General features: G+C 27.1%; 17 protein-coding genes and 3 riboswitches. Of the genes, 4 read left to right on the top strand and 13 right to left on the bottom strand.

What is annotated here, in order from left to right; translation table 4 throughout:
• Positions 1 to 11: 11 nt before the first annotated feature.
• The 10 genes from MFL_RS00135 to MFL_RS00090 form a co-directional block, all read right to left on the bottom strand.
• Complete coding sequence (locus MFL_RS00135) at positions 12 to 1,148, bottom strand: ComEC/Rec2 family competence protein (protein ID WP_011182924.1); 1,137 nt, start codon at positions 1,146 to 1,148, stop codon at positions 12 to 14.
• Positions 1,148 to 2,473 carry a carbohydrate ABC transporter permease gene (locus MFL_RS00130; RefSeq protein ID WP_011182923.1) on the bottom strand — a complete coding sequence of 442 codons (1,326 nt, stop codon included), beginning with the start codon at positions 2,471 to 2,473 and terminating at the stop codon, positions 1,148 to 1,150. Before MFL_RS00130 ends, MFL_RS00135 begins: the two co-directional genes overlap by 1 nt.
• An 8-nt stretch (positions 2,474 to 2,481) precedes the next feature.
• On the bottom strand, positions 2,482 to 3,471 hold the full coding sequence (locus MFL_RS00125; protein ID WP_011182922.1) for a carbohydrate ABC transporter permease: 990 nt from the start codon (positions 3,469 to 3,471) through the stop codon (positions 2,482 to 2,484).
• Positions 3,464 to 5,821 (bottom strand): ATP-binding cassette domain-containing protein, encoded by a 2,358-nt coding sequence (locus tag MFL_RS03690; RefSeq protein ID WP_011182921.1) that lies wholly within the window; start codon positions 5,819 to 5,821, stop codon positions 3,464 to 3,466. The genes MFL_RS00125 and MFL_RS03690 overlap by 8 nt, the downstream gene beginning before the upstream one ends.
• Positions 5,822 to 5,852: 31 nt before the next feature.
• A complete protein-coding gene (locus tag MFL_RS00115) occupies positions 5,853 to 7,931 on the bottom strand; it encodes a sn-glycerol-3-phosphate ABC transporter substrate-binding protein (RefSeq protein WP_011182920.1) in 2,079 nt (692 codons plus the stop codon).
• A 77-nt stretch (positions 7,932 to 8,008) separates the two neighbouring features.
• A riboswitch (nucleoside riboswitch) is annotated at positions 8,009 to 8,071 on the bottom strand.
• A gap of 149 nt (positions 8,072 to 8,220) precedes the next feature.
• On the bottom strand, positions 8,221 to 8,898 hold the full coding sequence (locus MFL_RS00110; RefSeq protein WP_011182919.1) for a lipoprotein: 678 nt from the start codon (positions 8,896 to 8,898) through the stop codon (positions 8,221 to 8,223).
• An 81-nt stretch (positions 8,899 to 8,979) separates the two neighbouring features.
• A riboswitch (nucleoside riboswitch) is annotated at positions 8,980 to 9,042 on the bottom strand.
• A 39-nt stretch (positions 9,043 to 9,081) separates the two neighbouring features.
• Positions 9,082 to 9,921 carry a lipoprotein gene (locus tag MFL_RS00105; RefSeq protein WP_011182918.1) on the bottom strand — a complete coding sequence of 280 codons (840 nt, stop codon included), beginning with the start codon at positions 9,919 to 9,921 and terminating at the stop codon, positions 9,082 to 9,084.
• A 97-nt stretch (positions 9,922 to 10,018) separates the two neighbouring features.
• Positions 10,019 to 10,082: riboswitch (nucleoside riboswitch) on the bottom strand.
• Positions 10,083 to 10,159: 77 nt separating this feature from the next.
• Positions 10,160 to 12,280 carry a hypothetical protein gene (locus MFL_RS00100; RefSeq protein WP_011182917.1) on the bottom strand — a complete coding sequence of 707 codons (2,121 nt, stop codon included), beginning with the start codon at positions 12,278 to 12,280 and terminating at the stop codon, positions 10,160 to 10,162.
• A gap of 91 nt (positions 12,281 to 12,371) precedes the next feature.
• Complete coding sequence (locus MFL_RS03725; protein ID WP_407635196.1) at positions 12,372 to 13,238, bottom strand: ABC transporter ATP-binding protein; 867 nt, start codon at positions 13,236 to 13,238, stop codon at positions 12,372 to 12,374.
• Between the two features lie 1,070 nt (positions 13,239 to 14,308).
• The gene (locus MFL_RS00090) at positions 14,309 to 15,172 is read right to left on the bottom strand and encodes an Hsp33 family molecular chaperone HslO (protein WP_011182915.1); all 864 of its coding nucleotides are present in this window, start codon (positions 15,170 to 15,172) and stop codon (positions 14,309 to 14,311) included.
• 148 nt (positions 15,173 to 15,320) lie between these two features.
• On the opposite strand from MFL_RS00090, the gene serS reads away from it, so the two are divergent.
• The 4 genes from serS (at position 15,321) to mnmE (ending at position 21,366) form a co-directional block, all read left to right on the top strand.
• Positions 15,321 to 16,589, top strand: a complete 1,269-nt coding sequence (gene serS, locus MFL_RS00085) for a serine--tRNA ligase (RefSeq protein WP_011182914.1) — start codon at positions 15,321 to 15,323, stop codon at positions 16,587 to 16,589.
• An 85-nt stretch (positions 16,590 to 16,674) separates the two neighbouring features.
• The gene (locus MFL_RS00080; RefSeq protein ID WP_011182913.1) at positions 16,675 to 18,288 is read left to right on the top strand and encodes an APC family permease; all 1,614 of its coding nucleotides are present in this window, start codon (positions 16,675 to 16,677) and stop codon (positions 18,286 to 18,288) included.
• Between the two features lie 82 nt (positions 18,289 to 18,370).
• Positions 18,371 to 19,936: a YfcC family protein gene (locus MFL_RS00075; RefSeq protein ID WP_011182912.1), complete on the top strand. Its 1,566-nt coding sequence runs from the start codon at positions 18,371 to 18,373 to the stop codon at positions 19,934 to 19,936.
• Between the two features lie 71 nt (positions 19,937 to 20,007).
• Positions 20,008 to 21,366, top strand: coding sequence for a tRNA uridine-5-carboxymethylaminomethyl(34) synthesis GTPase MnmE (mnmE, locus tag MFL_RS00070; RefSeq protein ID WP_011182911.1), 1,359 nt, complete (start codon positions 20,008 to 20,010; stop codon positions 21,364 to 21,366).
• Positions 21,367 to 21,401: 35 nt separating this feature from the next.
• Here the strand turns inward: mnmE and MFL_RS00065 are convergent, their stop codons facing one another.
• From MFL_RS00065 to MFL_RS00055, 3 genes are read right to left on the bottom strand one after another with little or no spacing between them, the layout of a single operon-like run.
• Positions 21,402 to 22,319, bottom strand: a complete 918-nt coding sequence (locus tag MFL_RS00065) for an ROK family protein (RefSeq protein ID WP_011182910.1) — start codon at positions 22,317 to 22,319, stop codon at positions 21,402 to 21,404.
• Between the two features lie 9 nt (positions 22,320 to 22,328).
• Positions 22,329 to 23,783 (bottom strand): glycoside hydrolase family 1 protein, encoded by a 1,455-nt coding sequence (locus MFL_RS00060; RefSeq protein ID WP_011182909.1) that lies wholly within the window; start codon positions 23,781 to 23,783, stop codon positions 22,329 to 22,331.
• A gap of 15 nt (positions 23,784 to 23,798) precedes the next feature.
• Complete coding sequence (locus MFL_RS00055; RefSeq protein WP_011182908.1) at positions 23,799 to 25,193, bottom strand: glycoside hydrolase family 1 protein; 1,395 nt, start codon at positions 25,191 to 25,193, stop codon at positions 23,799 to 23,801.
• Positions 25,194 to 25,387 lie beyond the last annotated feature (194 nt).

The raw sequence follows: 25,387 nt of genomic DNA, 5'->3' as shown, positions 1-25,387 counted from the left end.
TTTTTAATTATTTATTTAGTAATTAACTGTTGATTAAACCCATTTGAAATATTTTCATCATGAACTATAAAATTTCATTTGTTATCAGAGAATTTATATTCAAACGTTGATTTTACATTATCTTTATCAACTATGTCAGGAAAATCATTTAAAGTTTCAGTTAAAACTGAGCCTGTTATGTATACATAAGGTTCTTTTTTCATACCATATGTTTTTAAAACTTCACCAACAGGAGTTTTTGAATTGCTCACTGCATTTCTTTGTCCTGATCAATTTTCAAAACCATCAATATTATCTGTACCAGATATTATTATATGTTCTGGAGAGCGTTCTTTATTACCAATTAATGGTGTTAATTCAGTGGCCCCATTTGTTGACCCATGATGAGCAAGTAAATAAAAGTCCACAGGTTGTGATGAAACTGCTTTTAAAAATTTTTTGTCGCTCATAACTTTTGAAGTATTTTCCATATCTCCAGGTAATAAAAATGTTTTACCATTTACCTTAAATCTTAAAACCATACTATTGGCATTTGGATCATCTGTTGTGTATAAACTTTTAACAACATTTTTTGAAGAATATGCTGTTAAATTTTCAAATGTTCCACCTAAAAATTCATAAGTCTTCGAAAAATTTGTATCAACTACTGGCATTTGACCTTTTGGTTGGTAACCTCTGATTGCTTTTTCTAAACCTGCACTATCTGTAGGAGCAATAACAGTTCCTACTTCAAATTCCTGAACAAGATATTTTAAAGCACTATAATGATCTGAATGTTTGTGCGAAATAAATATAGCATCAATAACTTGAACTCCAGCTGTATTCTTCATAAAATCTGTAATTGCTTTACCATCCCTTGGATTTGCAGTTACTCAACTTCCGTTATTTAAAGCAAATGTTTCTGATGATATTGAATCAATTGAATCTCCATTGTTATTTTCACCAATACCAACCCCAGAATCCATTACAACTGCATGACCATCTTTTTCTAAAAAAGTAAAATTTCCACTTCCAATTGATAATACATAAAATGAAACATTGCCGGTAATTTCTTTTATTTTAGTTCCACAAGAAACTGTTAAAATAGACAAAAAAGCTATTAAAGTAAGTATCATGCTTAAAAATAGCAAGTTTATTTTTTTTCTCATTATCCCTTAGTTCCTCCAACGCTTCTTTTTGTTAAACCATTAATAATTCATTTATTGAAAACAATAAATACAATAATCATTGGTAAAATAGCTAAAATTGAGGCAGCCATTTTTACATTAATAGGATCAGCAATTGGGAATTCTTCTGATGTCATACCACTAACATTCATTAGTGAATATAAAAGCATTGGAATTGTTCTTCATTGTCCAGATTGATTATCAATAACTGTTATTGGTCATAAAACAGAGTTTCATGATTCAATAAATGAAATAATAAATGATGTTAATATAGTTGCACTAACTGCAGGTAAAGCTATTTTCATAAAGTATTGAAAACTTGATAATCCATCTACTTTAGCTGCTCTTTTTAAATCTCTATTTAATCCGTAAAAAGCATTACTCATTAAGTATATGGTAAATACGTTACCGATAAATGGAACAATTAAGGCAAATAAAGTATCTCTTCATTGCATTTGAACTGCAATTCAATATCTACCAAGCAACATAGCCTCACCTGGAACCATCATAATTGAAAACATAATAATCATAAATAATGAATTAAATTTTGTTCTTCAGTTATAAATTGCAAATCCACCAATAACTGACACTGATAATTGCACTAAAGTTGAAACTAACGCAATGAACAATGAGTTAAAGAAAAATCTTGAAAATGGAATTGATTCTCTACCACCAGAATTATTAACAAATGTAAACATATCTTTATATGCTTGTAATGTTCAATGTTTTGGTCAAAGAGATTCCATTACTCCTGTGTCAACTTCTGAATAAGGCTTAAAAGATGTTATTAACATTCAATAAAAAGGAAATATCATGGCGATAAGCATAATAATTAAAACTGTATAGTTTGATAAATTTGACCCTATTCTTCTATATCAAACATCACCAGCCATTTTAATTGTTTTATCTTTTCTTTTATTTACTGATCTTATATAAAATGCGTGCTTAATTTTAAAATGTTTTTTATTTCAAAATAAAAATAATGATAAACAAAACTTTAATCATATTCTCTTAAAAAAGTTAGCTTCAACAACAATTTTAGATTCTCTTAAAGTTATTTGTTCTTCTTGAAATTTTAAATCATTTTCATATTTTTCTTTTCTTGTTAATTTATTTACAACTATTTCATGTTTATCTTTTTCAGAACTAACAACTTTTGTTGTTTTTTCAACATAAATAATGGAATCAACATTAGATTCAGATTGATTAAAAGATTTATCTTTAACAGAAATCTTTTTAAATGAATTTTTGTGAATTCAATCTTCAGTTTTAGTTTTTTTACTTCACTCGTTATTTATTTTTTCCATGCTGAATCCTATCTATATTTTTTGTTTAAGTACTTACTTAATTGTCTATTAGCTAACGTCATAATTAAAATAATAACCATTAATACTATAGAAGCTGCTCCACCAGTACTATATGATGGTAATCCTCCTGAACCAGAGTTAATTCTTGAAAAGATAAAGAACACTGCTGTTTGAGCTTGTGATTTAACCGCTTCCTCATAGTTAGCAAATAAACCAAAAGGCATAAATTTAAATGAACCAATAATACCAGTTGTAATCATATAAATAATAACTGGCATAATTTGAGGAACAGAAATTTTTCAAAATTGTTGTCATCTTGGTACACCGTCTATAGATGCTGCTTGATATAATCGCTTATCAACTCTTAAAAATGCTGCTGTAAACATAATAATTTTAAAAGGTAACATTTTTCAAACACCATAAATGATTAACATTATCATAGCATTTTTAGGTTCTTTTCAATCAACCCTTGATAAACCTAATTTAGCTAATAATTGTGTTAAAAGAGATGTATCACTTGTTGAAAATAATATTGAGAAAGCCATAGCAACAGCAAGTGCTGATGTTACATATGGTAAAAAGAAAGCTGATTGGAAAAAAGCAAAAGCTCTTTTACTTAAAACGTTACTTAATGCTTTGGCAGTTCAAAGTGCAATCAGCAATGAAATTGGCACTGAAACTAAAACATAAATTAAAGTATTTCTTAACGCTATTGGAAATTCATGCGTAGGCTCAGTAAATAAATTACCTATATTTTTAATGCTTAATATAAAAACACCATTTGCACCATTCGCACTTAATCCATATTTAAAAACAATAAAAATTGAAAAGTATGAAAATATACATACAAAGAATAAACCTGGTAAAACCCAAATTAATTGGTTTATTAGGTCAAATCTTCCTTTTTCCATATTTTTAGATTTTGCTTTTTTACCTTTAGGATTTATAACTCTATCATCAATTAAAACAAAACCTTCATCTTTCTTATTTTTACGCATATTTTACCTCTACTAAATTTGTATTTGTATCAAATAAGTATAAGTCTTCTTTTCTAGCATAAAGCTTTAACACTGAAGAATTTTTTAAATTATTTCATTCATGTGGCTCTAATATTAAAGTAATTTCCAATTCTTTATTTAAGCGAACTTTAATATGATTTTGTTTTCCTAATTGTTCGACAAGAGAAACTTCACCTTCTCCAATGAAAATTTTACCTTTAGTTCCTGAAATACTTATTCTTTCAGGTCTAATTCCTAAAGTTCAATTTTCTTTTTCAATTTTTAAATTTTTAATAGTCATTTCCTCGCCTGAAGGCAATTCAAAAATAGATTTTTTGACTTTAACATCAATGAAATTAATATTAGGTGTTCCTATAAAGTTTGCTACAAATTTATTTTTTGGTTTATTATAAATTTCTAATGGAGTTCCGCCTTGTTGTAAAACCCCTTTATTCATAACAAAAATTGAGTCAGAAATACTCATTGCTTCTTCTTGATCGTGAGTAACAAAAACAGTTGTTATTCCAACTTTTTGTTGAAATTTTTTAATTCATTCTCTAGTTGTTAAACGTAATTTTGCATCAAGATTTGATAATGGTTCGTCCATAAGTAAAATACTTGGTTTTTTTACAACAGCCCTTGCGATAGCAACCCTTTGTTGTTGTCCACCAGATAATTCACTTGGTTTTTTATTTAATTGTGTTTCAATTTCAACTTGTTTTGCAGCTTCTAAAACTAATGATCTTATTTTACGTTTTTTTGAAAAAATATTTTTTCTAATTTCTGATTCTAATTCCGAAATATCAATTTTTATTGAATTTTTTGATAATTCATTATTAACTAAAATTGGTAATTTATCAAAAGTTTCAGAAATAAAGTTTTCCAATTTTACAACAAATTCTGAAAGCAATGATTCTGTTAATTGTTCTTTTTCAGTAAGATAATTTTTATAATGTTCATTATCATTTAATGTATCAAAATCAGTATTCTTTTGTAATTCATTATTAATTTTTAAAAGTTCATTACTTGATTCACTAACTTCTAAATATGCATTCACATTTAAAGGATAATAATTTATTAACTGAGTAAACTCATCTTTATCACAAGAATTTACAAAACTTTGCATATTTTCAAAAATCAACTCATTTAACTTTTCTTGAACAGAATTAAATTCTATTTTTGATATATTAAACAAGTAATTAATTAAATTATCTTTTATTTCTATTTCATTAGGAAATTTGTTTGAAATACTTTTTATATATTTAACAATTAATTTTTCATGTTTACTTAAATAACTTACTTTAAATGCATTAATTTTTTTTGAAATATTTGAAATAGAATTTTCAATTTTATTGTTTTTTATAATTGGTTCTTTTGTTTTTAATAAAACTTTATCAAAATAATCATTTATTTCTTTTTCAAGTTCTGCTACTTCATTCTCAATAAAAGAATTTGTAATTAAGTTTTTAGAATTAATATAATTATCATACCCATTTTCTGTTGAAGAAGCAGTAAAAATATCTAATTCAGCACTAACTTTTTTTTGTTCTTTTCTAATTTGTTTTTTTGAAATTTTGCTAGTTTTGATAAGTTCTGCCAAGTGTTTTTTATTATCTTTTACATTTTTTTCATTTAATCAACTGTAATAACCAATTGTTCCTTGAAATCTAACGTCTAATTTATGAGTTAATAACAATTTATATTTTTTTAAAATTGTTGACTCTATAACAGATTCAATTTCATTAAATTTAATTTTTAGTTTGTCATATAAGTAGCTAACTAAATGATTTTTTAATACTTCTGAATTTTCATAATTTATGAAAAGTTGATCAGTATATGAAATAATTGAATCTTTATGTTTTTTTAAAAACTCTGTTTCTAACAATTTAATATTATTATTTGTTAATTTTAAAAAGCTTTTAAGATCATTTAAAAAATCATTTTGTTGTTTAATTATTAATTCGTATGATTTTGTTTGTTTTAGATCTTTTAATCTATTTTTATATTTAAAATTGTCTCTTGCTAATTCTTTTTTAAAATCTTTTGAGTGATATAAAGGATATGCAATATTCTTAAAAACACTCATATGTGAATATAATGCGTAACTTTGAAAAACTAGTCCTATATTTCTTTGCTGAGGTGTTTTGTGTGTAACATCAACACCATCAAAAAGAATTTGTCCTGATGTTGTATTTATTAATCCTGCGATAGCATTTAATGCGGTTGTTTTTCCACAACCAGAAGGTCCTAAAAGAGAAACTAGTTCCCCTTTATTAATATTTACACTTAGGTCATTTACCGCCAAGAAATTTCCATAGTCAATTGTTATATTTTTTAGTTTAATACTCATGTTTTTAAAAACTTTCTATTTAAATTTACTTTTATTTTGCATTGTGAGTTAAATTAATTTTGCTAAACATATCTGTGTTATTTTTTTTCATTACATAATTTTGTAATGTATAAACTGTATTTGATGCATCTAATATTTCAACAAATTTAATTCCCGGTGCTTTACTTAAATCTGTAATTGTTCCACTACCAGTAATAGCTGTTGCAATTGAATCACGAACTGTTGTACCAATAGGTGTAGGTGTAGAAGCAACTAATATTCTTTCTGAATTTCCAACTAAATATTTTTCAATAAATCCTGAGTTAACTGCATTTGGAGATGCTTGTGAACTTAATGAACCTTTACTTGTTGAATAAATCGCAGTAAAAGTATTATCTACTGTATATTTTGTTGTTCCTTCTTTTGTGTTAAGTTCTGCAACAACATTTTGTAATGCTTCTGGATTTACTATTGCATTTGATTGATTATTTGCTTTTGTATTATTGTAATTACCATTTACATAGTTTTGGTATATAGACATACCAGATTTTGTTGCAGGCATATAATTTGATTTAAGCGCAAAATCTGCTGCTTGTTTTGGTTGCATAATATAATTTAAGAATTCTGTAACTGTTTTCTCTTTCTCAGCTGCATTTGAACCATTTGATTTGAATCCTGCTATTCCTGGACCTTGAGACATGAAAACTGAATTTTTCCCTTCTTTAGTTGAAGTTGAAGTTGTTATTACATCAGCATTTGTAACAGGATTATACCCTGTATTATTTACATATTTTGTTTTGGTAAAATTGTAAGCCCCTGCTGATGAACCACTTGACATAAATGAAGAACCATTTAAAAAGCTATCACTTGTATAGTATTTTGTTGTACCTTCTTGTCTACTTAAATTTAATGTGTTATTTCATTGTTCAGCGTATGAACCACCACTTTTATTGTTTTTAACAGCAATATCTTTAAAAGCTTGCAAGAATTCTGATGTATCATTAAATCCTACAGAATTCTTATTAAAGTTAACGTTTGCTACTCTAGTTGCTTTATCATAATTTGCACTGTAGAAAAAACCATTATCTTCATTAGTAATATCAATTAAACCGCTATTAGTTCTAGCCGCATGGTCCATAAAATATTTATTTGCTAAAGAATCAATTCCAAATGAAAAATGTTTTCCATTTGAAGGATCTACAACAACGCTTCCGTCTTTACTTGCATATTTAACTTCAATATTACTTTCAACATTAAATATCTCGTTGTAAACTTGTGCTAAAGCTATTATATTATCATTTTTAGCAAAAATAGTTCTAATTAGATCATCTACAGATTCTCCTGTGTATGAACTAGATCCAACGCTTGTTAATGGTGCTAAAGCAGTTTGTAGTGTTGTTAAAGCATCATTTAAACCATGTTCTGTGAATCATTGTTCATTTAACTTAGGAGTTTTATCACTAAAAATTGTTGTTTTAGACATTGCACCTGTTTCATTAGTTAAATTTTTTCTTTCATTAACATTAAATTTTTCAAACTCAGTTTTAACTTTAGGCGAAATTGATGCTCCATCAAAATCTGTAATACTAATTTTTGAAATAAATTCTAAGAAAAAGTTTACGTTAATAACTGACATTTCAACTGATTTACCAAATGGTAAAACAACTTGAGTTGCTTTGTCACTTCCCTGTTCTTTATATTGTCCTTCTTGTAAAAAAGCATCATCTATTATGTCATTTTTTAAGTTTGCAAATCCTGCTTCACCTAATGAAGCTTCCATGTCTCTCACTTGATTAGATACTTTTGTATTTGCATACAATGAAACTGCATCTGCATAACTTATATATAAATCAGGTAAATTATCACCTGTTAAGATTGAATCATTGATTGTTCCTGATTTTGATCACTTTACTTTAATTGGCGCAAATCCTGAATCATTTTTATGTAATTCATTGAATTCATCAACTAAATCATTATAAGCATCAATTTTATCTGTTGATCCTACTCCCACAGCTTCACCTGGAAGCATAAATATAACAGATTTTTCTGGTTTTACCCCACATGAGATAACGCTCATACCTGCTGTACCAACAAGTGTTACAGAAGATAAAGTTAATAATAATTTTTTCATTTAAAAATATTCCCCCTATTTTTTAAAAACTTATTACTTAATAAAAGAAGCAACTTAATGTTTTATAATATTTATTTTCTTATAGTCTTAAGATCGGTCTTAAGGCAGGTCGACAACCCGATATGTTATCATGTATAAGTTAATTTTTATTAAGTTAAAGATATTATAATATATTATTTATTTTTTATAAAAACTAAATACAATGTTAAGTGTTAATTTTTGTGATATTATTATATATACAAATTAAATAAGAGTCACAAAGAAAATAGACCAATGTCTATTTTTTGTTTTATTCGCTTAGTGTAAATGTTATTTCTACTGGTGAACCACTTTTTACTTTTAAACTTGATGTGCTACCTTCTAATTTTGCTACACCAGGTTTGCCGTCTGACGGTTCAACAAGATCAGACTTTAATAAATAAAAATCTTTTGCTACTGTTTCTTTTAGTAGTTCTTTATTTGCTTCTATTAATGCATCTGCAATAGCATTTGATTTGTCATAATTTCCTGTTCCTTGATACTTTGTTTTATTAACAATTAAATTACTTGTAACTAGACCTTCTAATTTTGCTAAGTCTATTCTTCCATCGCTTTCTGATGTAAAACTAACTGTTACTGCAAAATCTGCAGATGGACTTAATAATTCCTGGTTAGTATTTTTACCTGTAATTGTTGCTGAAGTTGAAGTTATTTTTGAAACATAAAACATATTTGCAGTTAATGTATCTCCAACAGCTTTTTTTAATACAGATTCATTTTTTTCAAAAAAAGCTTTAGATATATTCAGCGAACTGTTTTCTCCAATTTCCCCTAAATCTAAAGTTAAATTTTTTATTTTTGATAATGCAACTAAGCCTGTTTCAGGATCTGTAATATCAGTATTACCATTACCACCACAAGAAACTACTATTGAAGCTCCTGTTACTGATAATCCAACTGCTCCTAAAATTGCTAATAATTTTTTCATATTTCCCCCTAATTTTGAATACAACCTAAAGAAAAACTTTAGATAATAAAAAAGGTTTTTTGATAACCAAAAAACCTTTACACTTATAGTCTCAAGATTGGTCTTGAGGCGGAACAGTAGCCCAATATGCTACCCTGTATAAGTTTTTCATATTAAGTTGTTAACAAAATTATATCACTGTTATTAATTTTGTGCTTTAATTATTAGTTTAATATCTTGAAATGATGGTAATTTAATAAATATTTTTTGGTCTACTGATAATGTTTGTCCCTGTTTTAATTTAAGTGTTAAATCAAAATATGTTGGGAATTTATCATTGCCTAATTTTATTTCAGGTTCTTCAAATAATTGAGTATCAAGTGAAATATTTATATCCGTAATTTTTTCATTTCCATTAAGAATTATGTTTTCTCTATTATAACCTTTATCTACTCTAATCTTTACTTCATTATCTACAAGAGTAAAAGAATTTTCTGATTGCTCTGTTCCATCTGAGTTTTTTAATATCGCATTAGGTTTTTTAGCTTTAAAAAATTCAATATCATTTATGTAAGTTTTATTATATTTTCCTCAATATAATTCACCAGTTGTTTTATTAGTTGCTGGTGTTCTGTATTGAATAGTAATTGTTCACTTATTAAAATCATTATTATTTGAGAATTCGCTTACACTTGATGATGTGTAAACTGAATGAAATCATACCGCATCTGCGCTTGATGGTTTAATGCTTGAATCAGGATCAGAAAATGTTCCTTCTTTTTCATTAAACTTTGAAACTCCATCTACATTTTTTAATTTTAAAATTTCAGATTCCATTTCTTTATTAAACGATTTCAATTTTGTATAAATTTCATTTGAATCTTCATATATAGTTCCCTGATCAATTTTTATGTAATCTTTTACCATTTTGCCTATTTCAGAAGAAAAATCTTTTTCAACTGGTGTTGAGCAAGAAACTAATAAACTTGCTGAACCTGTAGCAGTTAATCCAACTGCCCCTAAAATTGCTATTAATTTTTTCATTATGTTTTTCCTTTCTTTTTATTAAAAATTCAACTAAATAAAAAGTTTCTTTCAAGTTTTGATGTTGAAAGAAACTTTAATTAAAGTGTTTATAAAGACCTATAGTCATGAAATAGGTTTCATGGCGGGGTCAGTAGCCCATTATGCTACCCTGTATAAGTTTCTTAATATTCAGTTGCTATATAAATATACAATTTAAAAATTCAAAAATAAATGTTAGTTATTATTGAATTATTTTTTATTTATGATTAATATTTATTTCTTGATAAAAATCACCCTGATTTCTTCTTAATCAGTAAGTTAAATATGATGGGTCTTTAGGATCTTTTGCTTCACTTAATAAATCATAAAAACTCATGTTAGGTTTTTTGGCTAAATCCATAATTGTATTTGTTCCATTTATTGAATTTTTAATACCGCTTCTAACTATATCAGTCACTGGATTTGCTTTTGACGAAACTAAACTAATATTTGGATCATTATCTTCTATTTTTGGATTCAAATAATCATTTATAAATCCTGTATTAACTGGACTAATGCCGGCTTTTCATTCAGGTTTACCATTAGTCATTATTTGATAAAAATATTTTGGAACCAATTCCTTAATTTCTGAATCTGTTATTTTTTCATTACCATTATACGTTTGTTCTATTTCTTTTACTGCTTTTTCTAATTCTGTTTGATTTTGAGGCTCTCCATTTGCATTATTGAAATTTCCATTTAAATAATTTTCATAGACTAACATGCCTGATTTTGTTGCTGGCATGTAACTTGTTCTTAATGCAAACCTTGCTGAAGGAATTGGCTGCATAATATAATTTAAAAATCCTTTTACACTTTCTTCTTTTTGAGCAGCATTACTACCATTAGATTTAAAACCAGCTATTCCTCTCCCTTGAGACATAAACACAGCTTTTTGTGGATTTGACTCATTTGTTTTGGATGTTGTTATAATATCTGCTCTAGTAACAGGCGTGTAAGTTACATTCTTATTTTCTTGTGCTATTGCCGACGAAGTTTCTTGAGACCTATAAACATCTACTTTTTTTGTTCATGATGAAGTAAAGTAAAAATCATTTGCTGATGATGCACCGCCCATAAACATAGTCCCTTTTGTAAAATCTTGCGTTATATATGTTCTAGACTGAGAATTCTGTTCATATCTTGATGTCGAGAAAACTCCATTTCATTGTTCAGAGTAAGTCAGCTTATTTTCTTGGCCTTTATTGCTTAATGCAATTTCTTTCATACCTTGTAGGTATTTTGATGTATCCTTAAAGCTTTTAGATTTAGAATTCAATTCAATATTGGCTTTTTTATTTTCATAAGTTGCTTTATATCAAAAATCTTCACTGTTTTGAATATCAATAATTTCAGTTCCAGTATCAGTTGATGCATAATCCATGTAGTATTTATTATCAAGAGAATCGATTCCAAAGGCAAAATTATATCTTTCTTTTGGTTTTACATACTGATTATTATCAATTTTAATAGTTACATCTAAACCATCACTTTGAATTATTTGATTCATTGCTTTTGTCAATTCTAAAACATTATCAGTTGATGCAAAAATGGATTTAATACCTTCAATACTATTTTCCACATTAGTAAAAAGATTTATTAAATAATTGTAGTTACTTTCCTCTAAAACAATTTCATTTTCTGTTGATTTTATTTCATTATTGTTTGAGCCTACTATTTTTAAATTATCCTTAAACACTTTTGTTCCTGACATTTCAGTTTGTTGCTCAAGAACATCAGATCTTTTTATATTATAGGCTTCATATGTTGTTTTAAGCTCTTCTAGTTTTTTTTCAACTCCAGCATTTTTAAATAGCCCCATAAATTCAAACAATAAATTTACATTAATAACTGATATATCAAATGATTTACCAAATGGTAAAACAACTTGAGTATCTTTATATTTACCCTCATTAATAAATGCTGGTGTTATTAAATCATTTGTAAACTTTGTAAAACCTTCTTCACCCATAGAATCTTCCATATCTCTTACTTGATCAGCAACTGTAGATTCAAGATATGTTGACGCAGCATCCACATAAGATATATATAAGTCAGGTAAATTATCCCCAGAAAGAACTGAATTATTAAGATAATTAGAATCTCTTCAGACAACCTTGATGGGAGCAAATCCATTTTCTTGGGAATGTGTTTTATTAAATTCATCAGCCATTTCTTTATATGCATTAAGTTTTTCTAAGTCATTATCACTCATTGTTGACCCACCAATTAAGGCAAAGACAACTTCTTTTTCTGGCTTTACACCACATGAAATAACAGAACCAGCGGCTCCTCCAACTATAAGTACAGATGATAGTGTTAATAATAGTTTTTTCATTTTATTTCAACATCTTTCTTTTTATATAATATTTTAATTATAAGACTTATTATTGATAAAAACAAAAAAAAGAACCATTATAGGTTCATTTTTATGATCATTCAATAGTTTTTGGATCAGCAGGTTTTGAGTTTTTTTCTAAACTGTCAATTAATCCGTTTTTAATATGAATTACAGTATTAGCTATTTTTGCAATGTTAGGGTTATGAGTAACTACAACAACTGTTGTTTTTTGCTCACGGTTAACTTTTACTAAAATTTCTAAAACTTTACGTCCCATTTCTTCATCTAACGCACCTGTTGGCTCATCGGCAAACAATATTTCAGGATTTTTAGCTAAAGCTCTAGCAATAGAAACCCTTTGTTGTTGCCCCCCTGACATTTGATGAGGGTACTTATTCATTTGTTCTTTCATTCCAATTGTTTCAAAAATTTCTTCAATGCTCATTCCTTGTTTATTTTTATTCGCAAGGTTTTGTCCAACTTCAGCATTTTCTTTTGAAGTTAAATTTGTTAATAAGTTATATTGTTGGAAAATAAATCCTACATTTCTTCTTCTAAATTTTGTTAAATGTGAATCTTTTAATAAAGATAAGTTTGAACCTAAAATGAATACATCACCCTCAGTTGCTTTATCTAATCCAGAGATAACGTTTAAGAAGGTTGTTTTTCCAGAACCTGATGGTCCTAAGATAACGATGAAATCACCTTTATCTAATTTGACATCAATACCTTTTAAAATAGGTGTTTCTAAGTCCCCTGTAATATATGATTTTCTAACATCTTTTAATTCAATAATATGTTCTAAAGTATTTGGTTTACAGTTTGTTGTTGTAACAATAGTACCTTCACTTAAAATATCTTTAGAATATTTGCTTGTTAACTGTTTTTGATATTTATTTTTTTGTTTTAAACCTTTAACACCTTTATCAAAGTTTGTTTTAGGATCAATTTCAATAAATTCACGTTTTGCTTCAGATTCTGCTGTTGGTTCAAAAACTTGAATTTCTCTAGCTTCAGAAGTTTTTGAATTTTTACCTACTTTAGGTGTTTTTTCAGTTTGAGTTTGTCCCATGTTTGTTCTCTCTTCTTTTGCTATTTTTTTATTTTCTGTTTCTTTTTGTTTTGCTTCAAATTCTGCTTTTGTTTTTAATTCTTTTTGAATTTTTTCATCTTCAATTTTCTTAGCATTTTCTGCAGCTTTTTTCTCTTCAATTAATTTTTGAGCTTCAATTAATTTTTCTCTTTCTTTTTCTTCAAGAGCTAATTTTTTAGCGGCTGCTATTCTTTCAGCTTCTGCTTGCTTTTCTGCTTTCGCTTTTTCTGCAGCAGCTTTTTTCTCTAAAGCTATTCTTTCAGCTTCCATTTTTTTAGCTTGAGCTTTTTCTGCTTGCTTCGCCGCTTTTTCTTCAAGAGCTAATTTTTTAGCGTCTGCTATTCTTTCAGCTTCCATTTTTTTGGCCTTTGCTTCCGCTTCTTGTATTTGTTTTAGATCTTTTTCTTGTTTTTCCAATAAAATTCTGTTTTTTTCTTGTTTAATTTGTTCTTGATAAATCCTTTTAGCTTCTGCTTTATTTTGTTTTTTCAATTTTTTATCTTCAGCAATCTTTTGCTTTATTAATTCTTTTTCATTTATCTTATTAATTAATTTTTCTTCACTTTTTGATAAAGGTTTTTTTGTATTTGAATTTGCTACAACTGTTGAAGTTTTTGGTTCAACAACTTTTTTAGTTGGTTGTTTAGAGTTTTTATTTGTTGAATTGATAGCTTCTTTATATTTATCAACTATTTCTTTATTATGTGCTGATTCATTTTTAACTTGATTAGCTTTTTGAGCATTAACAGCCTTTGTATTTGTGGCTTTTGATCAAGTATTTGTGTTTGTGTTTTTTTTGTTATTAGCCATTATTATCCCTATTCTTTCCTTAAAAATTTATAAAATGTTAAAACAATATCTTAATAATTTTAACATTTAAATAAAAAAACAAAAGATTTTTGGCAAAATAAAAGGCCAATCTATTGTTATTTTTATATTAAGTTTTTAAGATTTTGATTATTTACAATGTATTCTTTGTTACAAAAATCACAGATAACTTGGACATCTTCTTTATTCTCTATTAATTGCTGAATTTCATTTTGTCCCAATAATTTTACTGAATCTAATATTTTATTATCATTGCAAGTGCACTCAAAAATAATTTGCTTGCTTTCTAATATAACTGCATCTTCGAATATTTCTTTTATAACCTGGTTATAATTTGTTGATTTCATCAATACTTCACAAATAAATTTTGTATTACCTAACTTTGAGTCAAGCAAGTCTATATCTTCTTGAGTGTGTTCTGGTAGTAATTGAATTAATATACCTACAACTTTTTTTATTTTTAATTCATCATCCAATTTAACTTCACTAGTTAAAAGAGAACCAACTTGATTACTATCTCTTAAAAAATCCATTCAAATATGATCCATATTTGGAGAATCTGTATTAATTGTTGAAATATATGGTTCTTTTAATCCCATATCTCTACTATTTAATAATTGTCCCTCAGTACCAACGGTGGCATAAACAGGATTATTACTTAATCTAGGAATATATTCTTCTATATCAAAATCTTTAACTTGTGCATATGCTCTAACTTTATTGTTTTGAAATTCAGCAATCATTTTTTTAACTGCTCCATTTTTTGAAACATAGTTTGAATTAATTTTTGCAAGCTCTTTATTATCTAAAGAAATCAATGTATTACCTAAAGTGAATTTTGATAATGCAATACTAATGAATGGATTTGTTTTTTGTAAATCACAAATCTCTCTCATACTTTCACTAATATCTACTATTGCTATTTTTGCGTTATGTTTATGGCTTATCGCCCTTACTTGTAAATCCATTTAAACATCTCCTATACATTTTTAAATTTTACCTTATTTTTATAATAAATATTACATTATAGCTTTCTATCTAATAAGAATAGATTTTTTATAACTTAATTTGTATTATAATTTTAAATAGCAATCACATAGTGATCTTGGAGGAAAAATGTTAGACATAAATTTTATAGAGAGTAATTTAGTTAAAGTAAAAGAACAATTAAATAAAAGAAGCGGTGACTATTCATTAATTATTGATGAGGCTGTTGAATTAAATGTTCAAAGAAAATCAATTTTAAAGGAAGTAGAAAATCTTAAAGCCAATAAAAATAATTTATCTAAACAAGTTGGTGAATTAATGCGAAACAAGCAAAGTGATGAAGCTAACAAAATTAAAGAAGAAGTTACTTTAATAAATTCTAAAATAGAAAAATTAGATGATTCATTAAAATTGGTTCAAGAGCAATTAACAAGTAAATTGCAAAACATTCCAAATATTCCTAATGATAATATGCCAATTGGGAATGATGATAATGATAATGTCGAAGTTAGACAATGAGGTAATGAATTAATTAAAAAACACAATACTCCTCACTGAGATATTGCGGATAAATTAAAATTAGTTGATTTCGAAGCAGGTCCAAAATTAAGTGGGTCAAGATTTGTTGTTTATACTGGTTTAGGAGCAAAATTAGTAAGAAGTTTATCTAACATATTATTAAATCTTCACACAAGCAAAGGTTATACAGAAATAACAGTTCCACTTCTTGTTAATCCTCAAGCAATGTATGGTACTGGTCAATTACCAAAATTTAAAGAAGACGCTTATATAACAACAAACGATCAATATTTAATTCCAACAGGTGAAGTTCCACTAACTAATTTACATGCAGGGGAAATTTTAGACCTAAACCAATTACCAATTCACTATACAACTTATTCTCAATGTTTTAGACAAGAAGCTGGTAGTGCTGGTAGGGATACAAAAGGTTTAATAAGATTACATCAATTTAATAAAGTTGAATTAGTAAAAATTACAAATCAAGAATCAAGTGAAGCAGAGCTTCAAGCAATGGTTAATGATGCAGAAGCTGTTCTTCAATTATTTAACTTGCCATATAGAGTTGTTGAACTTTGTACTGGTGATGTTGGTTTTAGTTCAAGTAAAACATACGATCTAGAAGTTTGATTCCCAGAACAAAATAAATATCGTGAAATTTCAAGCTGTTCAAATTGTACAGATTTCCAAGCAAGAAATATGCAAACTAGATACAGAGATGCTAATGGTGAAGTTAAATTAGCACATACTTTAAATGGTTCTGGAGTTGCTATAGACAGATTAATTGCTGCAATTTTAGAAAACTATTGAGATGGGGAAAAATTAATTTTACCTACTGCTTTAAAGCCTTATTTTGATAACAAAGAATACATCGATTAAAACACTTAGAGTGTTTTTTTATTTTGTTTTCACTTTTAAAAATTTTATATTACAATTATTTTTAATCTTATAGAAAGTTAAAACAATGAATACTAAAAAAACTAAAACTAAAACGTTTGAATTTTTAACTCTTTTTGTAATGGTTATTGGAACTGTAATTGGTTCTGGTATTTATATGAAAAATAGTGAATTATTAAATCAAACAAACAACCCAATAATTGCATTAATTCTTTGATCCTTTGTTGGTGTTATTTGTATCATGTCAATGATTGTTTTTATTGAAATTTCATCATCAACAAAACATTTTGGTAATGGTACATTGGGGAACTGAGCTAAAATATTTATAAATAGAAAAACTGCTTCTTTTTTCTCTATTATGTATGGATGAGTTTATATACCCAGCACACAAAGTGTTTTTGTGGCTGGAGCTGTTAACTATTTATTATTAGCAATTGGTGCTCCAATTACACCTTATCAACAATTACTAATTTATTTAGTTGTTGGGATAAGTATATTTATTACTTGTACAATTTTGTCTATCTATAAAAGATTTATTAACAGAAAAATTCAAGTTGTCGGTATTTTAATTAAATTTTTACCTTTACTAATTGCGTTTATTGCAGGTTTTATTTTAATTGATAAAACAGGTGGTACAAGTGCATGATGAAATGGTGGAATTGACAAAAATACATGAGGAACAAATGAATGATCACCAATACTTTTCCTAGGTGGATTTGGTGGTATTTTATTTGCATTTGATGGATATGTATATATTGCTAATGCACAAAAAACTGCAACAAATAAAGATGTTGTTCCAAAAGCTTTATTCGCAGGTATGATATTTGTTGCTATATTTTATGTACTAATGGCCTTATCATTGTTTATGGGTTCTCCAGATGGATCAATTGTTAAGTTATTAGAAAAAATGTTAGGTGGTAAAGAAAGTGCTGCTGCCAGAATTATCTCAAACTTAATACTGATGAGTATATGTTTATTAGGATCAAACATATTCGTTGATATCGCTATAGTTGATTTAGCATCTGATGCTAACAATAAAACAATTTATACAAAAAAAAGAAGTATGAACTATAAAGAAGCTGGTTTCATACAATTAATAATTTTTATTGTTGCTTACACTTTCCTAATAACTATAGGTATTTCTACAACAAGAGATGGATGAGATGGAATAGGTTCAGCCGTTGGCTCAGGAAGCATTGAAAATGTAGAAGAGTTATTAAATAGACCAACTGATTATATAAATTGGTTTTCTTCTGGAACTAGTGCATTAGTTTTTATAATGGTATTAGCTGTTATGGTAGCAGGTGTTGTTAATAGATTCACAAAGAAAGTTAAAGTTGAACAAACTAAATTATTTATGGTTTGTGGGATTATTTCTTCACTCTTTATGGCTATATTTATTTTCTTTGGAATTTTCGCATTTATTTGAGAGCCAAAAAACATTGCTAAAGGTGACTGAGGAATAACTCAGTCAGGAATGTGATTCTTAATTATCTTAGTGGTTTCTTTAACTATTAATGTTATTGTTTTCTTAATTCAAGAATACAAATTTAAGAAAGATCCATATTTGGATGGGTGAGATGGAGAAATCAACCCAAACATTGAAATTGAAGATAGCATAAGTATAAAAACTGATTTAATCTATTTAAAAAATAAGGTTTTTAAAAGAAAAGAAAATTAATATATTTCAAGGGTACTAAAAGTACTCTTTTTTTTATATAATCATTTTACTTAATAAATTTTAAAGATTGGGGTCAATTCTAATGAAAAACGATTTTAAAATAAAAAATCCTTTCAAAAAAAATAAAGATGTTCCATCAACAAAAGAAAAAAAACAATTTAAAATGCTTTCCGCTTTTACAATTCTTTTGTTAATCATTGCATTTATTATTTTTATAAGCTGAATTCTAAAATGAAGTGGTGTTAGTGTTATCGATGACAAAAATGAATCACATGATATTGTTGCTTTAGGAATATTTGATTTATTTATTGCTCCTATTAATGGATTTGTCAGTGGCGCTGAGATTATTGTTTTCTTAGTTGCTTTAGGAGGATTTTTAAATATTGTTATTTGTTCTAAAGCATTAGAAGGATTTTCGCAAAATATAACATCTGCATTAAAAGGTAAAGAAATATGAGCGATTATACCTTTAATGGTCTTCTTCTCTATAGTTGGTAGTGCAGAAGGTATGGCAGAAGAATCTTTAGGATTCTATATGATTTGTATTCCTTTAATGATGGCAGCTGGTTTTGATAAATTAACTGGTTTTATGATTGTTTTACTTGGTGCTGGTGTTGGTGTAATGAACTCAACAGTTAATCCTTTTGCAATTGGGGTTGCTGTTGATACAATAAATGGTTCTGGTGCTGGCATTGAAACATCTGTTGGTGATGGTTTAGTTTGAAGACTTACATCTTGATTTGTTATGACAACTGCATCTATAATTTTTGTAATGTGATATTCATGAAGAGTTAAAATGAATCCTCAAAAATCAGTTGTTTTCAAAACAATGGAAGAAGATAAAAAATTCTTTTTAAATGAAGCAGCTGAAAAAATAGACATGAATTGAAAAAGAAAATTAACTTTAGTATTTTTTGGATTAACATTTATTTTAATGATTTTCTATATGGTTGGTTGAGATAGTATTTTAGGTTATGATAACAAAACAAGTTATGGGCCTTTTTATAAATTTGGAGAATGAATAAATACACACATTCCCTATTTATCAAGTCAAGCTGAAGGTTTTGGAAATGGTGGATTTATTGTTGTTTCAGCAATTTTCTTATTATCTTCAATTGTGCTTGGATTAGTTAATGGATTAGGTGAAGATGGTTTCTTAGATCAATTTATGGCTGGAGCCAAAGATTTATTTGGAGTTTGTTTAGTTATTGCTGTTGCAGGTGGAATTGGTTGAGCACTTGAAAAATCACTTATACAACAATTAGTTGTTTCTGGTTTAGCTAGTTCAATTGGTGGAATTAATTCATCAATAGGTATTCTAATTATTCTATTTATATTATTTATTCCTCTTTCATTATTTATTCCTTCAACATCAGGGTTTGCAAGAGCAGTATTCCCATTACTAGGAGGAGTTCTTGCAAAAGACTCAGATGTATTGGCTAGTGGTTCTATAACTGCCTTTTCTATGGCAAACGGATTCATAAATCTATTCACGCCAACATCGGGTATTATAATGGCTGCTATTGGTATTGCAAAAATAGATTACACAAAATTCTTTAAAGTTATGTGACCTATATTAGTTATTCTATTTATACTTTCAATTGTTATGATTTCAATTGGTGGTGCTATTGGCGGTAATATTGCTTAATTCAATTAGATTCTTCGGAATCTTTTTTATTGTTAAAATAGTATAATAAGTAATAAAGACAGGAGATCTACATGAACAATTTAAATCAAACTATAGTAGCACCAACAACTAATATATCAACACAAGCTATTTCATTAATTAGAATTAGTGGTGATGACAGTTTTAACATTATTAATAAATTATTAAAAACAAAAATTAAAGAAGAAAAAAATGTTTGAGTTAGAAAAATGTTTGATGGTCAAGAGTTGGTTGATGAAGTTGTTATAACATCATTTGTTTCTCCTGCAAGCTTTACAGGTGAAAACGTTGTTGAAATTGCTTGTCATGGGGGTATTTTAAACACTCAGAGAATAATCAATTTAATTATCAAGAATGGCGCAAGAATGGCTAATAAAGGTGAATTTAGTCAAAGAGCATTTTTAAACAATAAAATAGATTTAATTCAAGCTGAGGGTATTAATGATTTAATCTTCGCTAAAAATGAATTAGCTTTAAAGATTGGTGTTAATAATATGAGTGGCGCCCATAATCAAAGTATTATAAATCTAAAAGGTAATTTATTAGACATTATTTCTAGAATTCAAGTTTCAATTGATTATCCTGATTATGACGATGTTGAGGGAAGCAGTATTCCTGAATTAGCAAAAGCCTTATCTGGCATAAATGAAGAAGTTAACAATTTATTAAAAAGATCAAAAATGGCCATTAAAAATACTAATGGTATAAAAACTGCTATTGTTGGTAAAACAAATGTTGGAAAGTCTTCATTATTAAATGCATTATTAAATGAGGATAAAGCAATAGTCACAGACATTCATGGTACAACAAGAGACATTGTAACTGGAGAAATTAATTTAGAAAATATAAGTTTAAATTTAATTGATACAGCCGGTATTAGAGAAACAACTGATATTGTAGAAGGTCTTGGAATTGAAAAATCATTAAAAATTATTGATGAAGCAGAACTAGTTTTATTTGTTGTTGATTTCAAATCAATTAATGATGAAGAAAATAAAATGATTTTTGACAAATTAGAAAACAAAAATTACATACTTGTATTTAATAAAAGTGAATTTATTAATGACATAGAGAGAAATAAAATTAAAGACTTACATAATAATTTTGTCTATACTAGCGCGATTAATAATGACATAGATAACTTAATAATGAAAATTGAACAAATGCATATAAATGAAGAGATAATAAATAACGATTCTTTAATACTAATTAATTTACAGCAAATAACTCTTGTTGAGCAAGTAAAAGACAGACTTGAAAAATCTTTAAACGCAATTATTGGTGGTATGCCAATTGATATTGTTAATGTTGATCTTCATGAAGCTTGAGATTATTTAAATCAATTAATTGGTGAGCAATATGACGAAGAAATAATTGATAATATATTCAAAAAGTATTGTTTAGGTAAATAAAAAACAAAGTCTTAATTTTAAACTTTGTTTTTTTATTAATTTTGTTTTAAAATTGCCAACATTCCGTAACAACCTGCATCATTTTTTAAATTAGATATTTTTACTTTGCTTATTGTTTGACCATTTGATGATAGTTTATTTCCCATAAATTCAAAGTCTTTATTTAAATCAAGTTCTTCAAATAAAAGTTTTTGAAAAATTTTATTATCGCTAACGCCACCACCAATTGTTAATAAATCAAAGTCAAAACTATAATCTAATCCAATAATGGTTCTTGCAACAGCTGATGTTCAATCCTTCATTAATTTTTGAACTAAAGGGTCTTTTTTCTCGTATAATTCAAAGAATTCTTTTCCACTTATTTCTTTTCCTGTTGCCATTTTATATTTTATTAATATTGCAATAACGCTTGTGTCCATTACTACAACTGACTCTGTGCTATTTATGTTTGAATAACTTTTGCCAATTTCTCCGGCCTTATGATTTATTGTTCTATAAATTTCTTTATTTATAATAATTCCGCAACCTAATCCTGTACCAAAAGTCAGATGTACCATATTTATAGGTTTTTGATCTTGTCCAAAATAAAATTCACCATATGCTGCTGATTTAGCATCGTTTTCAATACTTAATTTAATAATATTCTTAAATTTTTTAAAGTAATCTTGAATATCGATATTTGTTTCAGATATTCCAGAATCACTTAAAATTTTTTGGTTTTTACTATCTACAATACCTGGAATTGATAGCCCTAAACAAAAATCCATACTTTCATTTTCAAGCATAACTGATATTTCATCAAATATTTTAGTTAAAGTTATTTTGTCTCTAATTGAACCTTTTTCTTTCATTTGTTCTTTATACTCAATTACGCCAGATTTAATAACTTTTTTATCTTCAAAAATTAGGTACTTTGTAGATGTTCCACCTATATCAAAAGTATAATATTTCATTTTATCTCCTTAAACTTCGCTTGTTTTCATAAAGTTTTGGAATCAAGTAAAAGATTTTTTCTTAAATCTATTCCCTGTTCCTCTATGATAATCATCATAATCTACAAATATTAATCCATATCTTTTTGACATTTCATTTGATCCTGCACTAACAACATCAATAGGTGTTCACATTGTATATCCAAATAAATTTACTCCGTCTTTAATAGCTTCGCTCATTTGTTCAAAGTGTCTACTCAAATATTCAATTCGATAATCATCATCTACAGTATTATTTTCATTTAATGTTTCTAAAACACCCATACCATTTTCAGAAATAAATAAAGGTAAATGATATCTGTCTCATAACTGATTTAAGCAATATCTAAGTCCAATAGGATCAATTTGTCATCCTCATTCAGTTGCAACTAAAAACGGATTTTTTCCCATTTTCATTAAATTACCCTCGGTTAATTCAACTTCTTCTTTAGCAATTGTGCTAGACATATAATAACTGAATGATAAAAATTCAACTGTATTATTTTTAAGTAATTCATCATCTGTTTTTTCTTTAACAATATTAATCCCATTTTCTTTAAAGTATCTTTTTGAATAGCTTGGATATTCTCCTTTTGTCATAACATCATAGTAAAAAAACTTTTTCATTTGTTCTTTTCTTTGATTTTCTAAAACATTAACTGGATTACAATCAATTGCATATGTTGTTGTATCTGCTACCATACACCCAACTTTTGTATTACTAAATTTTTTTGAATACTCTATGAATTTTGCTTGCGCTACAAATTGATTATGAAGATCCTGATAAGTTCCTGCTAATCTTTCCGCTAAACTTTTTTCTTCGTTATTACCCTCTAATCCCATTGCAGAAAATAAAACACCTAAATTGATTTCGTTAAAAGGTAATCAGTATCTAACATAGCTATGAAATTCGTCTATTAAAGTTTTTGAGTATTTAAAATACATATCAATTACTTGTCTATTTTTTCATCCGCCATATTTTTGAATTATTGAAAAAGGCATGTCAAAATGATTTATAGTTACCATTATTTCTAAACCTTGTTTTTTGCATTCTTCAAAAACGTTTTTATAAAATTCTAGACCTTTTCTATTAGGTTCTGTTTCATCTCCATTGGGAAAAATTCGTGTTCATGCAACTGACATTCTAAACACTTTCATTCCAGCTTCTTTAAACAAAGCAATATCTTCTTTATATTTATGATAAAAGTCTATTCCAAATCTTTTAGGGTAATGTAAACCTTTTTTATTTTCAATAGAGTCAAGTAAATCTTGGGTTGTTAACTTTCTTGTTTGTGATAAATCTTTTCTATCTTTTAATTCAATAAACGGTATCATTTCAATAGCAGAAAGAGATTTTCCATCTACATTATAAGCACCTTCTATTTGAGATGCTGCAGTAGCACCACCTCATAAAAAATTGCTTGGAAATTCTAATTTTTTAGTCATATGTATCTATCTCCTCTAAATATTTTCACCATTATTTTTAATTAATTCTTTATATCAATGAAAACTATCTTTTTTATATCTTTTCATATCTTTTAAATCAAATTCATCTCTGTTAACATATACAAATCCATATCTTTTTGAAATACCTTCGTGAGTCGAAACTAAGTCGATAGCACTTCAAGGCATGTAACCAATCATTTCAACTCCATCAGCAATTGCAAGAGCCATTTGCTGTATGTGTTTTTCATAGTATTCTATTCTGTAGTTATCATGAATTTTTCCGTCTTCTTCAAGAACATCTCTTGCACCGATTCCATTTTCTGTTATCATGATTGGAAGTTGATATCTGTCATAAACTTCTCTTAATGTATTTCTAAAACCAACTGGGTCAATCTCTCAACCAAATTGAGTTTTTTCAAGTTTATCATTCTTAACACTTTCGCCAAAACCTGGCATAGATAATCCTTGTTGTTGATCTTTTTTTGTATTCTTTAAACTTTCTTCAGTAGGCATTTTAACAGTCATTGTTGAATAATAATTAAATGCAATAAAATCAGGTTTAGAATTTTTAAGAATTTGTTTTTCTTCCTCCGTGATAGTAATTTCAAGTCCCATTTTTTTTAATCCATTAATAAATATTGGACTATATTCACCTCTACAAACAATATCTAAGTAAACTCAATTTCTAACCATGTCTAAATTTAATTTTGCTACATAGTCTAATGGTTTATTTGAATCTGGGTAAACAGTTGAAATATTTGGCGCAGGCCCTATTTTTGCAGATGGACAAATTTTTCTACACAATACAATAGCTTTAGCTTGTGCAACATTTAAATGGTGCATTAATTGTCATGAATTAATCTTTTGATCGCTTGGGACAACACCAATAATTTGTCCTGCTAGAGCAAACATATTCAATTCGTTTATTGTTAATCAATATTTAATTTTTGAACCAAAATTTTTAAATAAAACTTCTGAGTAAATTTCAAATTGTTTTGTAAATTCGTTAGTACATACACCACCAATTTCTTGGATAAAATCTGGTATATCAAAATGAAACATTGTCACTATTGGTTCAATTTTATGTTTAAAAAGTTCATCAATTAAATCATTATAAAATTTAATTCCTTCTTTATTAATTTCACCTTCCTTATTTTTAATAATTCTTGGTCATGAAATCGAAAATCTATATGATTTGAATCCCATTTCAGACATAAGTTTTACATCTTCTTTTCAATGATTATAGTGATCTGAAGCCTCTTTAAAACCTGTTATTCCTTTTGGATATGACGGCTGTTCGTCAAATCTATCCATAATAGAACTTACTTTACCACCTTGTTTAATAGCTCCTTCAAATTGATAAGCGCTTGTTGACGCACCTCATAAAAAATCTTTTGGAAATTTATTCATTTCTTACTCCTTCATAAATAATAAAACGTTAATATTTCTTATATTTTTAAAATTCTTTTTTCGTTTTAATTTAATTTTTTACACCAATCTATTAAATTATTTAGATGGTGGAAAGAACAAATATTTTAATAAAAGCTCTTCTAATTTAATTATCCCTAAAAACAATATATTTATATATTCTGAAAGAAATAAAA

Source organism: Mesoplasma florum L1 (assembly GCF_000008305.1).
In the GTDB taxonomy this organism is placed as follows: Bacteria; Bacillota_I; Bacilli_A; order Mycoplasmatales; family Mycoplasmataceae; genus Mesoplasma; species Mesoplasma florum.
The sequence above is the reverse complement of the archived record's forward strand: the minus strand, read 5'-3'. Positions and strand labels throughout refer to the sequence as shown.